Below are 16,895 nucleotides of genomic sequence, written 5' to 3' on the forward strand. Positions count from 1 at the left end.
AATCAATAATCAAAAAATCTTATACAAGTCCCAATGATTTTAATATAAAGAGCCAGAAAGTCAGTGAAAACGAACATCCGAAGGTCGTAAGCATAACTATGCTGCTACTTAATACGCCGTCATGGTCCATGCTCTTGGCCATAATATAGCAGCTGACTGTCGTTGCAGAGCCGAGCATTACGAGTATCGCGATAAGCTGCTCTCCGGAAAAGCCTAACTTAACCGCTATTGGCAAAAAGATTGCCACCAGTACAAAGAGTTTAATTATTGATGCAATAACCGCCGGCTTTACTTCCTTTAATGCTTTCTTTATATCAAAAGCCGCTCCCATTGCCATAAGTCCGAGCGGAGTAGCCAGTCTTGCTACATTTCCGACAAGTGTTTCAAATATTTTCGGCTGCGGAATATGTAATATCGACCATAGCATTCCAACGAAAATTCCTATAATGATCGGATTTTTAACTATTCCCACAGCGGTACTTTTTATCAGCTTGCTCTTTTCGTTTTTTTCAACCGCGTTTCCGGACGCGTCTTTTTCTTCTGCCGAAATAGCTCCTTCACTGTCATTTGCCGTAACCATGAGAATTATAACGGCAAATATATTGTAGAGAGGAACGCTTCCAAGTATCATAAGGGGTCCCATTCCCGAACTCATTTCGCCGTAAATATTTTGAATAAATGCTATCCCGAGAAGAGCCGCGCTGCTTCTGTAAGCGCCTTGGATAAATTCTCCTCTTTTAGCTTTTTCTTTTACAATGAATTTGGAGATCAAAGATATAACAGCTATGCTGAGTGCTGTTACAAAGAAACAGAATAGAACAAATTTTCCATCCCATGTGCCCGCAAAATCCTGACTCGCAAGATCTTCAAACACCAATACGGGCAAGGCTATTTTAAAAACAAATTTATTCATCCATGAGGATGCTTTTTCATCAATGATGCCGAGTTTATTGAATATATAACCCAGCACCATCAAAAGAAATATCGGTAATGTGACGTTTAAACTAAAAATTAAATTATCCATAATCTCGCTTCGTATGATCCGGTCTTATTTTAATATTATGCCTACGGGGCAGTGATCGGATCCGAGAGCCTCGCTGTAAATCTTTGCGTCCTCAACTTTTGACATGAAATCTTTGGATACAATAAAGTAGTCAATACGCCAGCCGGCGTTCTTTTCCCTTGCATGGAATCTGTATGACCACCAGGAATATGCTCCTTCAAGGTCAGGATAAAAATATCTGAATGAATCCACCAGATCTGAAGAAACAACATTGTCAAACTTAGCTCTTTCTTCATCTGTAAATCCGGCATGTCCCCTGTTGCTCTTGGGATTTTTAAGGTCAATCTCTTTATGTGCTACATTGAGATCTCCGCAATAGATCACCGGTTTTTTCTCTTCGAGTTTCTTGATGTATTTAAGAAAATCATCTTCCCAAACTTGTCTGTACTCTAGTCTTGAAAGGTCTTCTTTGGCATTGGGAACGTAAACCGTTACCAGATAATAATCAGGGTACTCTGCAGTTATAACTCTTCCTTCATGGTCATGCTCTTCTATTCCCAGACCATATGTAACCGATATCGGCTTTTCTTTTGTAAAAATAGCGGTTCCTGAATAGCCTTTCTTTTCAGCATAGTTCCAGTATTCTTCATATCCGGGAAGATCCATCTTGATCTGTCCTTCCTGAAGCTTCGTTTCCTGAAGGCAGATCACATCAGGATTTTCTTTTTCCATAAATTCCTGAAAACAGCCCTTTGATACGCAGGCTCTTAGCCCGTTAACATTCCATGATACAAGTTTTATTCCCATTATTAAATGTTTCCTTTTATTCGTTGTAAGCTCTCATCCGTCTCTTTTAACATCTGACGAAGTGAGAGATTCTCTTCATAGCTGAATTCGCAGATTGAATACTGCAGGTGGTTGATATATCTCTTGGATTCACTAAAGAGCTTGGTATTTTGAACCGACATCTCCTCGCGAAGCGCCTCTGAGCGATCTTCATCATCGGTTATCTCTATAACCGCAAATTCATCGCCTCTGATCCTTCCGATAATACAATCGTCAAATACCTTCTGTAGAATATCCGCAACCTTTTTAACAACGCGGTCTCCCTCTTCATGACCGTATATATCATTTATGTTTTTGAGAGATTCCATGTTTATGTATGCTACTATCGCGGTTTTTCCTTCGTTGAAGTTTTCTTTCAAAAGGTCATATGCCTTTGCAAAGAATCCTCTTCTGTTAAGTCCTCCGGTGAGATAATCCTGATCTCCTATATGATCGAGAACCGAGTCGTCTCTTGCGAGCTCTTCCTGCACATCATAAAGTTCTTCTCTTGTCTCCTGCAACTGTCTTTCAAGATATGATAATCTTGAAATGCCGGTAAGTATACCTGTTATACTGTCAAAAAAGTTATCTATCAGGAATTTCTTATGGAAATCCACGATCATTGCACCAAGCTGACAATCTCCGACAAAAAGATTTCCCATGATAAGCACTTTGTTATTATCCCTGGTAAACAAAGAAATAATTTCACTTGTCTCGGTCTCAAGCTTACCGTCATCAAAAAGTGCTTCTTTTCCGTTGATTATTGCAGCCTTTACGCCTATTTTCTCCGGAATCTTCCATGTATTCTTCTCGTTGTTTTTGACTTTTTTATCATAAAGGAAAATTCCGCAGTCTTTTAGTCCGTTCTCCAAGGCTATATTTGTAACTACCTTGTAAGAAGCCTCAGATTCATATTTTCTGTGAAGAATCTTTCTTCCGATCTCTGCTATATTTATAAGTGCCTTGTAATCGGGTTCAGGATTGAATTCAAATTTTTGATCGGGTTCTGCAGGCGGAAGTACCTGGTTCTTTACATAGAAAATCGCATCGCAAACAGCTTCATATCCAAGCTGTTCGAAATGCTCTTTTTCATTTTCCACCTGATTAACGCATGTATAACCTTCTTGTTCCGACAATGTAAGTAAGGGAATATCTTTGAATTTGTTCAGGAATGCTTCTTTCCTTAAGATGGTCACATTCTTGCCTATTCTCTCTATGTCAACAAGAATGACATCGAAACTAATCTGCTTGGCATAGTCAAAAAGGGCATTGTACTGATAATCGAAATCATCATCTTTAGCTGTACCTTTTTTGCTGCAAAGTTTTTTACCCGGCATAATGACAAGGGTTACTTCCTTGCCATTAGCCGCTTTTACTGCACCCATGCATATTTTCTTTACTATTTCATCTTCAGGTTCAGAAACTAACAGTCCAATATTCATTGAGTCCCCTCACAGTCAAAGTATATTAAACTTCTTCTTCGCTTACATCTTCGATATCGTCAAGCTCTTTATCTCCGTCGGAGATTTTCTCTCTGACTTTGGCTATCTTGGCAACCGTAACATCCTTATCAAGGTTGATCATCTTAACACCGGATGTAACTCTACCGTGAACGGTAATCTCATCCATTCTCAGCTGAATGATAATACCGGCACTTGTGATCATCATGATCTCGTTATCGTTGTTTACTGCTTTGACGCCGATTACGGAACCTGTCTTTTCAGTGATCTTATAACACTTTACACCTTTTCCGCCTCTGAACTGGCTGTGGAATTCATCAAGAGTTGTTCTCTTTCCATAACCTTTTTCGGAAACGATAAGAAGTGAATCTCCCTGAGTATTGAGCTGCATTCCTACAATCTCATCGGTATCGTCGAGCATCATTCCTCTTACACCCATTGACGATCTGCTGGTTGTACGAACATCGCTCTCTGCAAAGTGGATACACATTCCGTTCTTGGTAACAAGGAATACTTCTGTATCCTGCTTAAGTGTCTTAACTTCTATAAGTTCGTCATCATCTCTTAAGTTGATGGCTGCAAGTCCTGTCTTTCTTACATTTGAGAAATCTACGATAGGTGTCTTTTTAACAGTACCCTTCTTGGTAACCATGAACAGACACTTATCTTTATCCTCAAAGTCTTTTACAGGGATCATTGCTGTTATCTTTTCTCCGGGCGCAAGCTGAAGGAGGTTGACGATTGCCATTCCTCTTGATGTTCTTGATGCCTCGGGAATCTGATAAGCTTTAAGTCTGTAAACTCTTCCGGTGTTGGTAAAGAACATAACGTAGTTATGTGTTGTTGTCATAAGGATATCTTCCACAAAGTCATTGTCGATCGTGGTGATTCCCTTAATTCCTTTGCCTCCGCGGTTCTGAGCTTTGAAGTTATCGATAGACATTCTCTTGATGTATCCTAAGTTTGTCATTGCGATAACGGTATTAACGTTGGGAATGAGATCCTCCATATCGATGTCGGAATCGTCATGTCCTATCTGAGATTTTCTGTCATCGCCGAACTTGTCGGAAATCTCCGTGATCTCAGTCTTTATTACTCCAAGAAGGAGCTTTCTGTCTGCAAGAATTGCCTTTAATTCTTCGATTTTCTTTAAGAGTTCTGTGTGCTCCTGCTCAAGCTTGTCTCTTTCCAAGCCTGTGAGAGTACGAAGTCTCATATCAACAATAGCCTGTGCCTGAGCATCTGAAAGTCCGAAACGACCCATCAACTGCTCTTTTGCAATGGCAACTGTTTCACTTCCTCTGATAATCTTGATTACTTCATCGATATTATCAAGGGCAATGAGCAAACCTTCCAAAATATGGTTTCGCTCTTCTGCCTTGTTGAGATCATACTGTGTTCTTCTTGTAACTACTTCTTCCTGATGCTTGATGTAGTGCTTAAGCATCTCGGTAAGACCAAGAACTTTGGGCTGATTGTTTACAAGAGCAAGCATGATGATTCCGAAGGAATCCTGCATCTGAGTATGCTTATAGAGCTTGTTGAGCATGATGTTAGGGTTAACATCATTTCTAAGCTCGATTACAACACGCATACCTTCTCTGTCAGATTCATCTCGAAGAGCTGTGATTCCGTCAAGCTTCTTGAGTTTAACAAGCTCAGCGATCTTGGAAATCATATTAGCCTTGTTTACAAGGTAAGGAAGCTCCGTAACAACGATTCTGTTCTTACCGCCTGACATAGGCTCAATATTTGTAACGGCTCTTACTACTACTTTGCCGCGTCCTGTTCTGTATGCTTCCTCGGCACCTCTTGTTCCTAAGATGATTCCTCCCGTAGGGAAGTCGGGAGCTTTAACGATGGGAAGAAGCTCCTCTATATCTGTTTCTCTGTCTTCAAGAACGCGGTTGTCTATCATCTTAACTACCGCATTTATTACTTCGCGAAGGTTATGAGGAGGAATATTTGTTGCCATTCCTACCGCAATACCTGTTGTTCCGTTAACCAAAAGGTTGGGATAACGGCTGGGGAGTACTGTAGGCTCTTTCTCCGTTTCATCAAAGTTTGGAGTGAAATCTACGGTATCTTTATTGATATCGGCCGTCATCTCCATTGAAATCTTGGTGAGTCTTGCCTCTGTATATCTCATAGCGGCAGCGCCGTCACCATCCACGGAACCAAAGTTTCCGTGTCCGTCTACAAGACAGTATCTCATGGACCAAGGCTGTGCCATGTTAACCAAAGCACCGTAAATAGAGCTGTCACCGTGAGGGTGATATTTACCCATTGTATCTCCGACGATACGCGCACACTTACGATGCGGCTTGTCGGGACCGTTGTTGAGCTCTATCATGGAATACAGGATTCTTCTCTGTACGGGCTTAAGACCGTCTCTTACATCGGGAAGCGCACGAGATGCGATAACACTCATGGCATAATCGATATAATCTGATTCCATGGTCTTCTGAAGATCAACCTCTTTGATTTTGTCTATTGTAACCTTCTCAAAAACGTCATCTGACAGGTTATTATTGTTGTTATTGTTATTATTTTCTGCCATTTTTTTCCTCTGTTTACACCGGTTTCTTAGATATCCAGGTTCTTAACGAATTTAGCGTTCTTTTCGATGAATTCTCTTCTGGGTTCAACCTTGTCTCCCATAAGAGTTGTAAATGTGACATCAATGTCTGATTCCGATTCTTCATCAATCGTTACTCTAAGGAGTACTCTTCTCTCAGGATCCATTGTTGTCTCCCAAAGCTGCTCGGGATCCATCTCTCCAAGACCCTTATAACGCTGTATCTTATTATTCTGATCTCTTCCTACATCCTGAAGAATCTTATTAAGTTCTTCATCGCTGTATGCATACCAGACTTTTTTGTTCTTCTCAAGCTTATAAAGAGGCGGCTGTGCAAGATATACATGGCCCTCTTTGATAAGTTCGGGCATGAACCTATAGAGGAAAGTAAGCATAAGTGTTGCAATATGCGCACCGTCTACATCGGCATCGGTCATGATGATGATCTTGTTGTAACGAAGCTTGGAAATATCGAAGTCTTCGTGAATACCGGTTCCGAATGCAGTGATCATAGCCTTGATCTCGTTATTGGCATAGATTTTATCTACTCTTGCCTTCTCAACATTGAGGATTTTTCCTCTAAGAGGAAGAATAGCCTGAGTCGCACGGCTTCTTGCTGTCTTTGCGGATCCGCCGGCGGAATCTCCCTCAACTATGAATATCTCACAGTTCTTGGGGTCTTTGTCTGAACAATCCGCAAGTTTACCGGGAAGTCCAAGTCCGTCAAGCGCTGATTTTCTTCTTGTGAGATCTCTTGCTTTTCTTGCGGCATCTCTTGCTCTCTGAGCAAGAATAGCTTTCTCAAGGATCTGCTTGGCTACGTTGGGATTCTGCTCAAGGAAATATGTGAGCTGCTCACCTACGATACCTGCAACTGCTCCTCTTGCCTCGGAGTTTCCAAGCTTCTGCTTGGTCTGTCCTTCAAACTGAGGATCCTCGATCTTAACACTTATAATAGCTGTCAGACCTTCTCTAATATCCTCACCTGTAAGGTTGTCCTCATTATCTTTGAGCATCTTGTTTGCTCTTGCATAGTCATTGAAAGTCTTGGTAAGAGCAGCCTTGAAGCCTTCAAGATGAGTTCCTCCTTCAGGAGTATTGATGTTGTTTACGAATGTATAAATACTCTCTGTATAAGAATCATTGTGCTGAAGAGAAACCTCAACCTGTACGTTGTTCTTGTTTCCTTCAAAGTACATGATCTCATCATAAAGAGATGTCTTACTCTTGTTGAGATATTCAACGAATTCCTTGATTCCGCCTTCATAGTGGAATGTCTGGCTTGTAGGCTCCTCGCCCTCTTCCACTCTAAGGTCTGTAAGTGTGATCCTAAGACCCTTGGTAAGGAATGCCATCTCTCTAAGTCTCTGCTTAAGAATGTTATAATCGTAAATTGTTGTCTCTTTAAAAATCAGAGCGTCAGGCTTAAAGTATACTCTTGTTCCTGTAGCACCTTCGGGTGCATCACCTACGACCTTAAGAGGATAACAAACTTTTCCTCTTTCGTATCTTTGCTCATATACTTTTCCGTCTCTTGTTACCTGAACTTCGAGCCACTCTGAAAGAGCATTAACTACAGATGCTCCTACGCCGTGAAGACCACCGGAAACTTTGTAACCACCACCGCCGAATTTACCGCCAGCATGAAGGATTGTAAATACAACCTCAACTCCGGTAAGACCTGACTTGTGGTTAACATCAACGGGAATACCTCTTCCGTTATCTTTTACAATGATCGTGTTATCCTCATTGATGGTTACTTCGATGTGATTACAAAATCCCGCAAGGGCTTCATCAACCGAGTTATCCACTATCTCGTAAACAAGATGGTGAAGACCTCTGCTGGCTGTCGTTCCGATATACATACCGGGTCTTTTTCTAACCGCTTCAAGTCCTTCAAGAATCTGGATTTGGTCAGCGCCATACTTTACTTCTTCGTTTCCCATTTTAAGCTCCGTTTCTTAGTTTTCGCTACTTACTGTTCCTTCTGTTACCTTGAACAGCTTATCTATTTCAAATCTGTTATTTACAAATTCATCAAGTCCGGTACATGTGATGATTGTCTGTATATTACCGATAGTGTTTAACAGGTAATTTTGTCTGTTACTGTCAAGCTCCGATAAAACATCATCAAGCAAAAGAACCGGATTTTCTTTTTTAGCTCTTTTTACAATCTCTATCTCTGATAATTTTAGTGATAAAGATGCTGTTCTTTGTTGTCCCTGCGAACCGTATTTTCTGATATCTATCCCTTCTTCATCAGGATTTTTCCTGACTATAAAAGAAAAATCGTCTTTGTGTGGTCCAACAGTAGTCTGCTTGGAATAAATATCTTTTTTCCTGGAAGCAGTAAGCTTTTTTTCAAATTCATCACTTTCCACATTCGGCTCATAATAAACGGACAGGATTTCTTTTTCTCCCGTCAATTTACTATGAATAGGTCTTATTATTTCATTAAGATCTTTGATGAATTTTTCTCTTGTTTTGATTATGACGGATCCGTACTCGCATAACTGCTTGTCCTGAACATCAAGAAGAACACTGTTTTCGGGATGTTCAAAAAGATCCTTTAGAACTCTGTTTCTTTCGACTACTAATTTGTTGTACTTAGAAAGACTGTTCAGATATATCTGATCCAACTGGCACAACTCCATATCCATGAATCTGCGCCTTTCTGAAGGACCATTTTTGATAATACTAAGATCTTCAGGCGAGAAAAATACTACATTTAACATACCTATAAGGTCGGAAGCTCTCTTGATCTTTTGAGAATCAATGGCTATTCCTTTTGACTTATTCTTTCTAAGATGCATGTCTACGCGATATTCTGCGTTATCTTTTTCAAGAATCGTTCTGATATGGGCTTCTTCTTTGCCAAATCTTATTATTTCTTTATCTTTGCTACCCTTATGTGACTTAGTGGTTGCAGAAACAAAAATTGCTTCGAGAATATTGGTCTTTCCCTGAGCATTGTCACCGTATAAAATATTTGTACCTCTGCTGAAATCAATCTTTACATTCTCATAATTCCTGAAATCAGCAAGTTCCAGTGATTTTATTATCATTTTTCTATCTTAACCTGTCGGCCGTCGTATTCAAAAACATCTCCGTCGTACAATTTACGACCGCGTCTTGTCTCGACTTCTCCGTTTACTTTAACCATTCCGGCTTGAATATCCATCTTCGCATCTACTCCGGAACTTTCAAGACCTGCTTTTTTCAGAGCTTGTCCGAGTTTTATAAACTCATCCTGCGCTCTTAAATTTATAATATCCATTTATTTGTCCTAAAATCTTTAATCTACTGTTGTGAAATTAACAGGAAGTACGAGGTAAGTGTATGTTGAATCTTTATCTCTGATAAAGCAAGGTGCTTTAGGATTAACAAGATAAATATCAACCGTCTCATCTTCAATCGCACGAAGAGCATCAATGAGGAACTTGGGATTAAACCCGATCATAAGATCCTTACCCTGTTTATCAATATCTATCTCTTCATCCATGCTTCCTATAGCTGAATTTATCTTAAGTTCCATCTTTCCGTCAGTCACAGAAATAATGACAGGCTTCTTATCTCCCTCTTTTACAAGAAGAGTTGCTCTGTCTATACAATCAAGGAATTCTTTTCTGTTAATATTCATCTTGGTCTCGTAGTCACTTGAAAGCATCTGATCAATGCTGAAGTACTCACCTTCTATGAGACGTGAAACAACGATAGTTTTATCAAACTCAAAGAGCACATGCTTGTCGGTAAAATAGATATTTACCATTTTCTCTGTGCTGTCGCCGAGAATCTTACTGATTTCTCCGAGTGTTTTTCCGGGCACTATAACTTTCTTGTAAGAATAATTTCCTCCAAGTTTTACTTTTCTGATCGATATTCTGTGTCCGTCAAGAGAAACAAGCTTTAAGTTTTCTCCGTCAACTTCAAAAAGTTCTCCGGACATCATCTTATTTGCATCATTTTCTGAAATTGAAAAGATAGTCTGCTGAATAACATTTCTAAGAGTAAACTGTGAAACAGTAACTCCGTCTATTTTTTCGATAGATGGAAGATAAGTGAAATCATCACCCTTTCTTCCGATGAGGTTAAACTTTGCTTTTTCGCAGCTGATAGTAACTTTGTTAGAATTATCAGACTCTATGGTAACGTCGTTATCAGGAAGTTTTCTTATAATGTCAAAGAAAATCTTGGCATCAAGAGCTATAAATCCTCTTTCTACAATGTTTCCTTCCACTACAGTCTGTATTCCCAATTCCATATCGTTGGCAATGAACTTTATCATTCCTTCTGTTGCATCAACAAGAATACATTCAAGAATAGACATTGTTGTTTTTGAAGGAACTGCCTTCGACACAATCTGTAATCCACTCACCAGATTAGATTTTGAGCATACAAATTTCATTTAAGTAATTACTCCCTTCGCGCATGCAAATATAAAAATAATATAAATAAATAATAAAAGAATTAATAATAGCTGTTGATAAGTGTAAAACCTATTCTATTATACAATTTGTGAGGCTTTTTTACAAATTTTTGGGTGTTGATAATAAAAATTTTGATGTTGAAAAAATAAAAGTTATAAACAAGCCAAATTTTGGCATATAAGCCAATAAAATATTATCCACCCTCAAATAACAATTAATCCCAAACTAACTACACACATTTCTACATAGTTATCCACAATAATTGTTTATATTATAAAGAAGGATTGAGTTTCTTCATTATAATATCTATGTTTTTATTGAGCTCATCATCAAAAGACATTTTCTGTTTGATCTTATTGATACCGCTCATTACTGTTGTGTGATCTTTTTTACCGAGAATCTTTCCTATCTCCTCGAGAGAAGCATCTGTATATTCTCTGCAAAGATACATAATGATCTGTCTTGGAAGAACTATCTCGGAATTTCTCTTTTTGGAGATAATATCGTCTTTCTTGGTTCCGTACTGTTCACAAACAGTATCAATGATGAGCTGAGGTGTGATGACTTTGGATTTATCGGGATAAATAATATCCTTAAGAGCTTCCATTGCATTTTCCAAAGTAACATCAACGTTGTTAAGTCTTGAATAAGCGATGATCTTGTTATATGCACCTTCAAGTTCTCTGATGTTGGACTTGATGTTTGTAGCGATATAATCGATTACTTCATCATCAATGTTTTTGCCGTAGTTCTCAGCATTTTTACGAAGGATAGCCATCCTTGTCTCATAATCGGGAGACTGGATATCAGCAATAAGACCCATCTCGAATCTGGATCTGAATCTTTCTTCCAGAGTTTCCATTTCTTTAGGAGGCTTATCGGATGAAAGAATAATCTGCTTTCCTGCCTGATGAAGCTCGTTGAATGTGTGGAAAAACTCTTCCTGAGTTGATTCTTTTCCTATAATAAACTGAACGTCATCGACCATGAGAACATCAACTGTTCTGTATTTCTCACGAAGCTTGGACATACTTTCCGTTTTACCGCTTCTGATCGATTCGATAACTTCATTGGTAAACTGCTCGGAAGTTACATAAAGAACCTTGGCTTTATGATTGTGTTCCATAATGAAGTGACCGATAGAATGCATAAGGTGAGTCTTACCAAGTCCGGGTCCTCCGTATAAGAAAAGAGGATTGTAAGATGTTCCGGGTGACTCGGCAACAGCAAGTGAAGCTGAATGAGCAAACTTATTGTTGCTACCTACTACAAAGGTATCAAATCTATATTTAGGATTGAGATTGGAATGTTCGTAGTTAATGTTGCTTGAATAGTGGTTTTCCTGATCATTTACGAGATCATTTTCAGGTGTTTCTTCATTATTAATAGCATCTTTTTTAAGAATGAAAGAAACGTCCACCATATCTTCAAGAAATTCCGAGATGGCAACTTTAATAAAATCCATGTAATGGCCTATTATATATTGAAGTGCCATTGAATTATCAGATGGAATAAGTATTTTGACATTATTATCTTCCATACTGTACACAGTAAGAGGATCGATCCAGGTTTTATAGGATATTTCCGTTATACCTGATTCAATCTTGATAGTGTGCTTGATTGATTCCCAATTCGCTTTTAATTTTTCTGTGATTTCTGATGTTGATTGCATGAAAAAACTCCCCAAACTAGCAAAATTATAGACTTTTACTATTTTATATTAAATAGTGTCAAATATCAAACAACGACGCTTTGTGGATAACTTTGGTAAAAAAAATTTTGCAAAACACCCTATTTTTTTCTTGTGGAAAAATGATACTTTTTCCACCTAAAACTATCTACCGTTATAAATGGCTTAAATATGCGGTTTTAAATCAATTGTGTCCAAATTATGCCCTAGGTTTTCCACAAAATTGAGAAAAAATGTGGATAAAAAGAGGTTAAAAAAATTAATCAACAGGTTTTCCACAAAATCAACATTTTGATGTGGATAACTTTTATCGACACAATATATTGTCAAATATTTTTTTTAGATTTTTTTTGAAATGCTCAACCCTAATTTTCTGAGGTTTTATGGGTTGACTGCTATGTTTTTATTTATTATAATTATAAAGATTTTTTCCACACAGGATGTAATCTGTAATTATTTAGATGGTTTCTGAGTAATTATATATACTTAGTTTTTATTTAGTTTGTGTAAGAAGGAGGTGTTTCCGACTATGAAGATGACATTCCAGCCTCATAAGCTTCAGAGAGCCAGAGTACACGGCTTCAGAGCAAGAATGGCTACTAAGGGCGGCAGAAAAGTTCTCGCAGCCAGAAGAGCAAAGGGAAGAAAGAGATTATCTGCTTGATAGTAAAGGTCACAAGTGATGTGGCCTTTTTTCTTCTTCCGAAAAAATAAAGGATAAACAGATGCTTTTTTCAGAATCAATGAAAAAGACAAGTGAATTCCGCAATGTTTATGGTAACGGTAAGAGCTATGCCAATAAATTTATAGTTCTTTATGTGTGGAAAAATAACGGTTCTACCAATAAACTTGGGATTTCATGCAGTAAAAAGATTGGGAACAGTGTTGTAAGGCACAGATTTGCAAGACTTGTTCGAGAAAGTTACCGGCTACATGAAGATATGTTCAATAGTGGTTTGGATATAGTAGTCGTTGCCAGAGCCTGTGCAAGAGAAGCTTCTTATTATGATATTAAGGATTCTCTATTAAGCTTGGCAGGGAAGGCCCGCATAATAAAAAATGGCGGTATTTAAATGAAAAAGATATTGATCTATCTAATTAAATTATATAGGAAATATCTGTCTCCGTTAAAAAGAACAAAATGTCCGTATATTCCCACATGTTCGGAGTACGGACTAGAAGCAATAGAAAAGTACGGAGCCCTTAAAGGGGGACTACTGGCTGCTTGGAGGATATTAAGATGTAATCCTTTTTCAAGCGGTGGATATGATCCGGTTCCGTAAATGCTAGGAGGAGGTTAAAGTTGTTAGCATTATTCTTTTCTCAAGATCAGGGAAAAATACTTAAGCCCATAGTATGGGTACTCGGTCAGATAATGAATGCGATCTTTAATGTTTTGAATATGATCGGCGTTCCCAATATCGGACTTGCAATTATTATTTTCACTATTGTAATTAATCTTTGTTTACTTCCTTTGACTTATAAACAGCAGAAGTTTTCTAAACTTCAGTATAAGATGAGCCCGGAACTTAAGGCTATTCAAGAGAAGTATAAAGGAAAAAAAGATAACGATTCAATGCTCGCTATGCAGCAGGAGACCAAAGAGGTCTATGCCAAGTATGGAGTATCTCAGACCGGAAGTTGTTTGCAGCTGTTAATTCAGATGCCTATACTTATTTCACTTTATCGTGTTATTTATGCTATTCCGGGATATGTAGGTATCGTTAAAAATGCATTTTATCCTCTTGTTGAGCAGATTCGCACAACTGACGGAGCACTTGATTATATAAAAGAATCAATTTCAAGTGCCAAGTCTTTTCAGGGACAGTTCAAGAATGATCTTTTTGTAAACGGTGATACCAAATATGTGGAGAATACTATTATTGATGTTCTTAACAGAGCTTCTTCCGCAGATTGGTTGAACTTTAAAGAGAAATTTGCAGGATTGTCTTCTTCGATTGATAATACTCATGCACTTTTAAGCAAGTACAATTCATTTCTTGGTCTTAATATAGCTGATTCACCGGGATTTATGGTAAAAACAGCTTTTGCAAATAAGCAGTTTTTACTTCTTCTCGGAGCAATAGCTATTCCTGTTCTTTCTGCATTTACCCAGTGGGTATCCGTTAAGCTCATGCCTCAGCCTGCACAGGCAGATGGTAAGGCTGATCAGAACGATCCTACTGCCCAGATGCAGCAGTCAATGAAGACTATGAATGTTATGATGCCTCTTATGTCTGCGGTATTCTGCTTCAGTCTTCCTGCAGGTATGGGTATTTACTGGATTGCAAGTGCGGTAGTAAGAGCTATTCAGCAGGTTCTTATCAACAAGCATATTGATAATTCAGACATCGATGCTCAGATTGCCAAGAATATTGAGAAGTACAACGAGAAAAAAGAAAAGATGAAGGCTACACCTTCCATGAACAGATATGCCAACATGAATACCAGAAGTATTTCTTCTGTTGCATCTAAATCATCTGCTTCTATGGAGGAGAGAGAAGCAGAGCTTCAGAAAGTAAGAGATAATTACTCCAATAAGGAAATACGTAAGGATTCTCTTTTCGCTAAAGCAAACATGGTTAAAGAGTTTAACGAGAAAAACAATAAATAATAATTCCTATAGGGGAGGGAACGATGGAATATAGAGAGTTTACGGCAAAAAACGTTGACGATGCCATTACAGAGGCATGCGAAGCTTTACTTGTTACCAGTGACAGACTTGATTATGAAGTTGTAACGAGCGGTTCATCAGGATTCCTTGGAATCAACGCTAAGCCCGCTGTTATTAAAGCAAGAATTAAAGAAGATAAACCTGAAGAAAAGGTAGAAGTTAAAACTTCAGAACCTAAGAAAGAAGTTAAGAGTGAGCCTAAGAAGGAAACCAAGAAAGTTTCCGAAGAGCCTAAGGTTTCTAAGGTTTCGGATATCGATGCAGGCAAGCTTACATCTAAAGCAGATGCTTTCCTTAAGGAAGTATTCGACGCTATGAAAATGGAAGTTGCTATTGAATCTAAGTTCAACGCAGAAGACAATATTTTAGATATCGAGCTTAGCGGAGCAGAGATGGGAGTCCTCATCGGTAAGAGAGGACAGACTCTTGATTCTCTTCAGTATCTTGTTTCTTTGGTAGTTAATAAGGAATCCGCTGATTACATTCATGTAAAAGTTGATACCGAGAATTATAGAGAGAGAAGAAAAGCAACACTTGAAAATCTTGCAAAGAACATTTCTTATAAGGTTAGAAAGTCAAGACAGTCAGTTGCTTTAGAGCCTATGAATCCTTATGAGAGAAGAATAATTCATTCAGCTCTTCAGGGTGATAGATATGTTACTACTCATAGTGAGGGTGAAGAACCATTCAGAAGAGTAGTGGTTACTTTAAAGAAATAATTATAAGATCCCCCTCTGAGCAAATGCTTTGAGGGGGATTATTTGAGTTTATTGATTCTATTTTTTCTTACGATATTTCTATCGGAGGATAGATATGCCAAGTGTACTAAGTACCTTCAGTAACGATACGATCTGTGCCATTGCTACAGCTATGTCCGATGCCGGAATCGGTATTATCAGAGTTAGCGGACCGCAGGCACTTTCTATCTGTGATACTGTTTACCTTTCATCAAAAAAAGAACATACTCTTTTATCTCATGAACCAAATACGATAAAGTTTGGTTATATTTGTGATGGAGATGAAATTATTGATGAAGTAATGATCTCATATATGAAGGCTCCTCACAGCTACACTATGGAAGATGTGATTGAGATCAACTCTCACGGCGGAATGCTTGTGATGAACAGAATTCTCAATCTTTTATTGGATAAGGGCTGCAGACTTGCCGAGCCCGGTGAGTTTACAAAGAGAGCTTTTTTAAACGGCAGGATTGATCTTACCAAAGCTGAAGCAGTAATGGATATCATCAGCGCTCAAAATAATTTTGCGTTTGAAAGTTCCAAAGGTCAGCTCCAGGGTAAGCTCAGTTCAAAGATTAGAAGCCTTCGTGAAAAGATTCTTTATGAGATGGCTTTTATCGAGTCTGCTCTTGATGATCCGGAAAACTATGACCTTACAGGTTATCCCGATAAATTAAAAGCAATTGTAGATCCGATGAAAAAAGAGATTGCTTCTTTGATTGAGACGGCCGATGAAGGTAAGATCAGAAAAGAAGGTATAAAAACCGTTATTGTCGGAAAACCTAACGCCGGAAAATCATCTCTTTTGAATGCTCTTACCGGTGATGAAAGAGCTATCGTAACCGATATTGCCGGAACAACCCGAGATGTTATTGAGGAAACAGTCAGACTCGGTGATATTGTTCTTCATGTTATTGACACTGCCGGTATCAGAGATACAGAAGACATCATTGAAAAGATAGGTGTCGATAAAGCAAAGAGTAAGATTGAAGAAGCAGATCTTATTTTATATATTCTTGATTCTACCAATGAGATCGATAGCGAAGACAAAGATATTATAGAGCTATGTAAGTCCAAGAAGACGATAGTTCTTTTAAATAAAAACGATCTTTCTGATAACATTAAAATAACAGAAGATATCATTCGTATGCATTTTTCAGACTCTTCAAACGATCATTTGCCTATTATCAGAACTTCTATGTTAAAAGGAAACGGCATTTCCGAGTTGAAAGATGCTATCTCGGAATTATTCTTTAATGGGGATATTGTTCCTAAGCAGGAAATATATATTACCAATGTAAGACATAAAGATCTTTTGAATAAAGCTTCTGGCAGTTTGGAGCTTGTACTTGACAGTATTTCTAAGAATCTTTCCGAGGATTTTTACACTGTCGATCTGACAGGTGCATATGAAGCACTCGGAGAAATACTTGGTGAAGAGATTGGCGACGATCTTGTAGAAGAAATCTTCTCCAAGTTTTGTATGGGTAAATAATTT

Annotated in this window: 15 protein-coding genes; 6 read left to right on the forward strand and 9 right to left on the reverse strand. The window is 38.3% G+C overall.

Annotated features, from left to right (window positions below; translation table 11 throughout):
• Positions 1-19: 19 nt before the first annotated feature.
• The 9 genes from D6856_RS05175 to dnaA form a co-directional block, all read right to left on the reverse strand.
• Positions 20-1,024: an AEC family transporter gene (locus D6856_RS05175; RefSeq protein WP_120686048.1), complete on the reverse strand. Its 1,005-nt coding sequence runs from the start codon at positions 1,022-1,024 to the stop codon at positions 20-22.
• A 24-nt stretch (positions 1,025-1,048) separates the two neighbouring features.
• Positions 1,049-1,810 (reverse strand): exodeoxyribonuclease III, encoded by a 762-nt coding sequence (locus D6856_RS05180; protein WP_177223812.1) that lies wholly within the window; start codon positions 1,808-1,810, stop codon positions 1,049-1,051.
• A 2-nt stretch (positions 1,811-1,812) separates the two neighbouring features.
• The gene (locus tag D6856_RS05185; RefSeq protein ID WP_120686049.1) at positions 1,813-3,270 is read right to left on the reverse strand and encodes a GGDEF domain-containing protein; all 1,458 of its coding nucleotides are present in this window, start codon (positions 3,268-3,270) and stop codon (positions 1,813-1,815) included.
• Positions 3,271-3,295: 25 nt separating this feature from the next.
• Positions 3,296-5,848 carry a DNA gyrase subunit A gene (gyrA, locus tag D6856_RS05190; protein ID WP_120686050.1) on the reverse strand — a complete coding sequence of 851 codons (2,553 nt, stop codon included), beginning with the start codon at positions 5,846-5,848 and terminating at the stop codon, positions 3,296-3,298.
• A gap of 26 nt (positions 5,849-5,874) precedes the next feature.
• A complete protein-coding gene (gene gyrB / locus D6856_RS05195) occupies positions 5,875-7,812 on the reverse strand; it encodes a DNA topoisomerase (ATP-hydrolyzing) subunit B (protein ID WP_092245100.1) in 1,938 nt (645 codons plus the stop codon).
• 15 nt (positions 7,813-7,827) lie between these two features.
• The gene (gene recF / locus D6856_RS05200) at positions 7,828-8,931 is read right to left on the reverse strand and encodes a DNA replication/repair protein RecF (protein WP_120686051.1); all 1,104 of its coding nucleotides are present in this window, start codon (positions 8,929-8,931) and stop codon (positions 7,828-7,830) included.
• Positions 8,928-9,143 (reverse strand): RNA-binding S4 domain-containing protein, encoded by a 216-nt coding sequence (locus D6856_RS05205; RefSeq protein WP_092245106.1) that lies wholly within the window; start codon positions 9,141-9,143, stop codon positions 8,928-8,930. The genes recF and D6856_RS05205 overlap by 4 nt, the downstream gene beginning before the upstream one ends.
• 18 nt (positions 9,144-9,161) lie before the next feature.
• Positions 9,162-10,271 carry a DNA polymerase III subunit beta gene (dnaN, locus tag D6856_RS05210; RefSeq protein WP_092245108.1) on the reverse strand — a complete coding sequence of 370 codons (1,110 nt, stop codon included), beginning with the start codon at positions 10,269-10,271 and terminating at the stop codon, positions 9,162-9,164.
• A gap of 293 nt (positions 10,272-10,564) precedes the next feature.
• A complete protein-coding gene (dnaA, locus tag D6856_RS05215) occupies positions 10,565-11,965 on the reverse strand; it encodes a chromosomal replication initiator protein DnaA (RefSeq protein ID WP_120686052.1) in 1,401 nt (466 codons plus the stop codon).
• Between the two features lie 547 nt (positions 11,966-12,512).
• Between dnaA and rpmH the strand changes: the two genes are divergently transcribed.
• The 6 genes from rpmH (at position 12,513) to mnmE (ending at position 16,892) form a co-directional block, all read left to right on the forward strand.
• Positions 12,513-12,647, forward strand: a complete 135-nt coding sequence (rpmH, locus tag D6856_RS05220) for a 50S ribosomal protein L34 (protein ID WP_013282343.1) — start codon at positions 12,513-12,515, stop codon at positions 12,645-12,647.
• A 61-nt stretch (positions 12,648-12,708) separates the two neighbouring features.
• The gene (gene rnpA, locus D6856_RS05225; protein ID WP_120686053.1) at positions 12,709-13,056 is read left to right on the forward strand and encodes a ribonuclease P protein component; all 348 of its coding nucleotides are present in this window, start codon (positions 12,709-12,711) and stop codon (positions 13,054-13,056) included.
• A complete protein-coding gene (gene yidD / locus D6856_RS05230) occupies positions 13,057-13,266 on the forward strand; it encodes a membrane protein insertion efficiency factor YidD (protein WP_120658227.1) in 210 nt (69 codons plus the stop codon). It abuts the gene before it with no gap.
• A 20-nt stretch (positions 13,267-13,286) separates the two neighbouring features.
• Complete coding sequence (locus tag D6856_RS05235) at positions 13,287-14,597, forward strand: YidC/Oxa1 family membrane protein insertase (RefSeq protein ID WP_120686054.1); 1,311 nt, start codon at positions 13,287-13,289, stop codon at positions 14,595-14,597.
• Positions 14,598-14,620: 23 nt separating this feature from the next.
• The gene (jag, locus tag D6856_RS05240; protein ID WP_092245122.1) at positions 14,621-15,376 is read left to right on the forward strand and encodes an RNA-binding cell elongation regulator Jag/EloR; all 756 of its coding nucleotides are present in this window, start codon (positions 14,621-14,623) and stop codon (positions 15,374-15,376) included.
• 94 nt (positions 15,377-15,470) lie between these two features.
• Complete coding sequence (mnmE, locus tag D6856_RS05245; RefSeq protein WP_120686055.1) at positions 15,471-16,892, forward strand: tRNA uridine-5-carboxymethylaminomethyl(34) synthesis GTPase MnmE; 1,422 nt, start codon at positions 15,471-15,473, stop codon at positions 16,890-16,892.
• The last annotated feature ends 3 nt before the right edge of the window (positions 16,893-16,895 follow it).

The organism is Butyrivibrio sp. XB500-5 (assembly GCF_003625505.1).
GTDB lineage: Bacteria > Bacillota > Clostridia > Lachnospirales > Lachnospiraceae > Butyrivibrio.

Excerpts from the sequence above, each read along its gene's own strand:
- D6856_RS05205 (WP_092245106.1), bottom strand. The coding sequence starts at position 9,143 with ATGGATATTATAAATTTAAGAGCGCAGGATGAGTTTATAAAACTCGGA.
- D6856_RS05185 (WP_120686049.1), bottom strand. The coding sequence starts at position 3,270 with ATGAATATTGGACTGTTAGTTTCTGAACCTGAAGATGAAATAGTAAAG.
- dnaN (WP_092245108.1), bottom strand. The coding sequence starts at position 10,271 with ATGAAATTTGTATGCTCAAAATCTAATCTGGTGAGTGGATTACAGATT.
- dnaA (WP_120686052.1), bottom strand. The coding sequence starts at position 11,965 with ATGCAATCAACATCAGAAATCACAGAAAAATTAAAAGCGAATTGGGAA.
- recF (WP_120686051.1), bottom strand. The coding sequence starts at position 8,931 with ATGATAATAAAATCACTGGAACTTGCTGATTTCAGGAATTATGAGAAT.
- gyrB (WP_092245100.1), bottom strand. The coding sequence starts at position 7,812 with ATGGGAAACGAAGAAGTAAAGTATGGCGCTGACCAAATCCAGATTCTT.
- yidD (WP_120658227.1), top strand. The coding sequence starts at position 13,057 with ATGAAAAAGATATTGATCTATCTAATTAAATTATATAGGAAATATCTG.
- gyrA (WP_120686050.1), bottom strand. The coding sequence starts at position 5,848 with ATGGCAGAAAATAATAACAATAACAACAATAATAACCTGTCAGATGAC.
- mnmE (WP_120686055.1), top strand. The coding sequence starts at position 15,471 with ATGCCAAGTGTACTAAGTACCTTCAGTAACGATACGATCTGTGCCATT.
- rpmH (WP_013282343.1), top strand. The coding sequence starts at position 12,513 with ATGAAGATGACATTCCAGCCTCATAAGCTTCAGAGAGCCAGAGTACAC.
- D6856_RS05175 (WP_120686048.1), bottom strand. The coding sequence starts at position 1,024 with ATGGATAATTTAATTTTTAGTTTAAACGTCACATTACCGATATTTCTT.
- jag (WP_092245122.1), top strand. The coding sequence starts at position 14,621 with ATGGAATATAGAGAGTTTACGGCAAAAAACGTTGACGATGCCATTACA.
- D6856_RS05180 (WP_177223812.1), bottom strand. The coding sequence starts at position 1,810 with ATGGGAATAAAACTTGTATCATGGAATGTTAACGGGCTAAGAGCCTGC.
- rnpA (WP_120686053.1), top strand. The coding sequence starts at position 12,709 with ATGCTTTTTTCAGAATCAATGAAAAAGACAAGTGAATTCCGCAATGTT.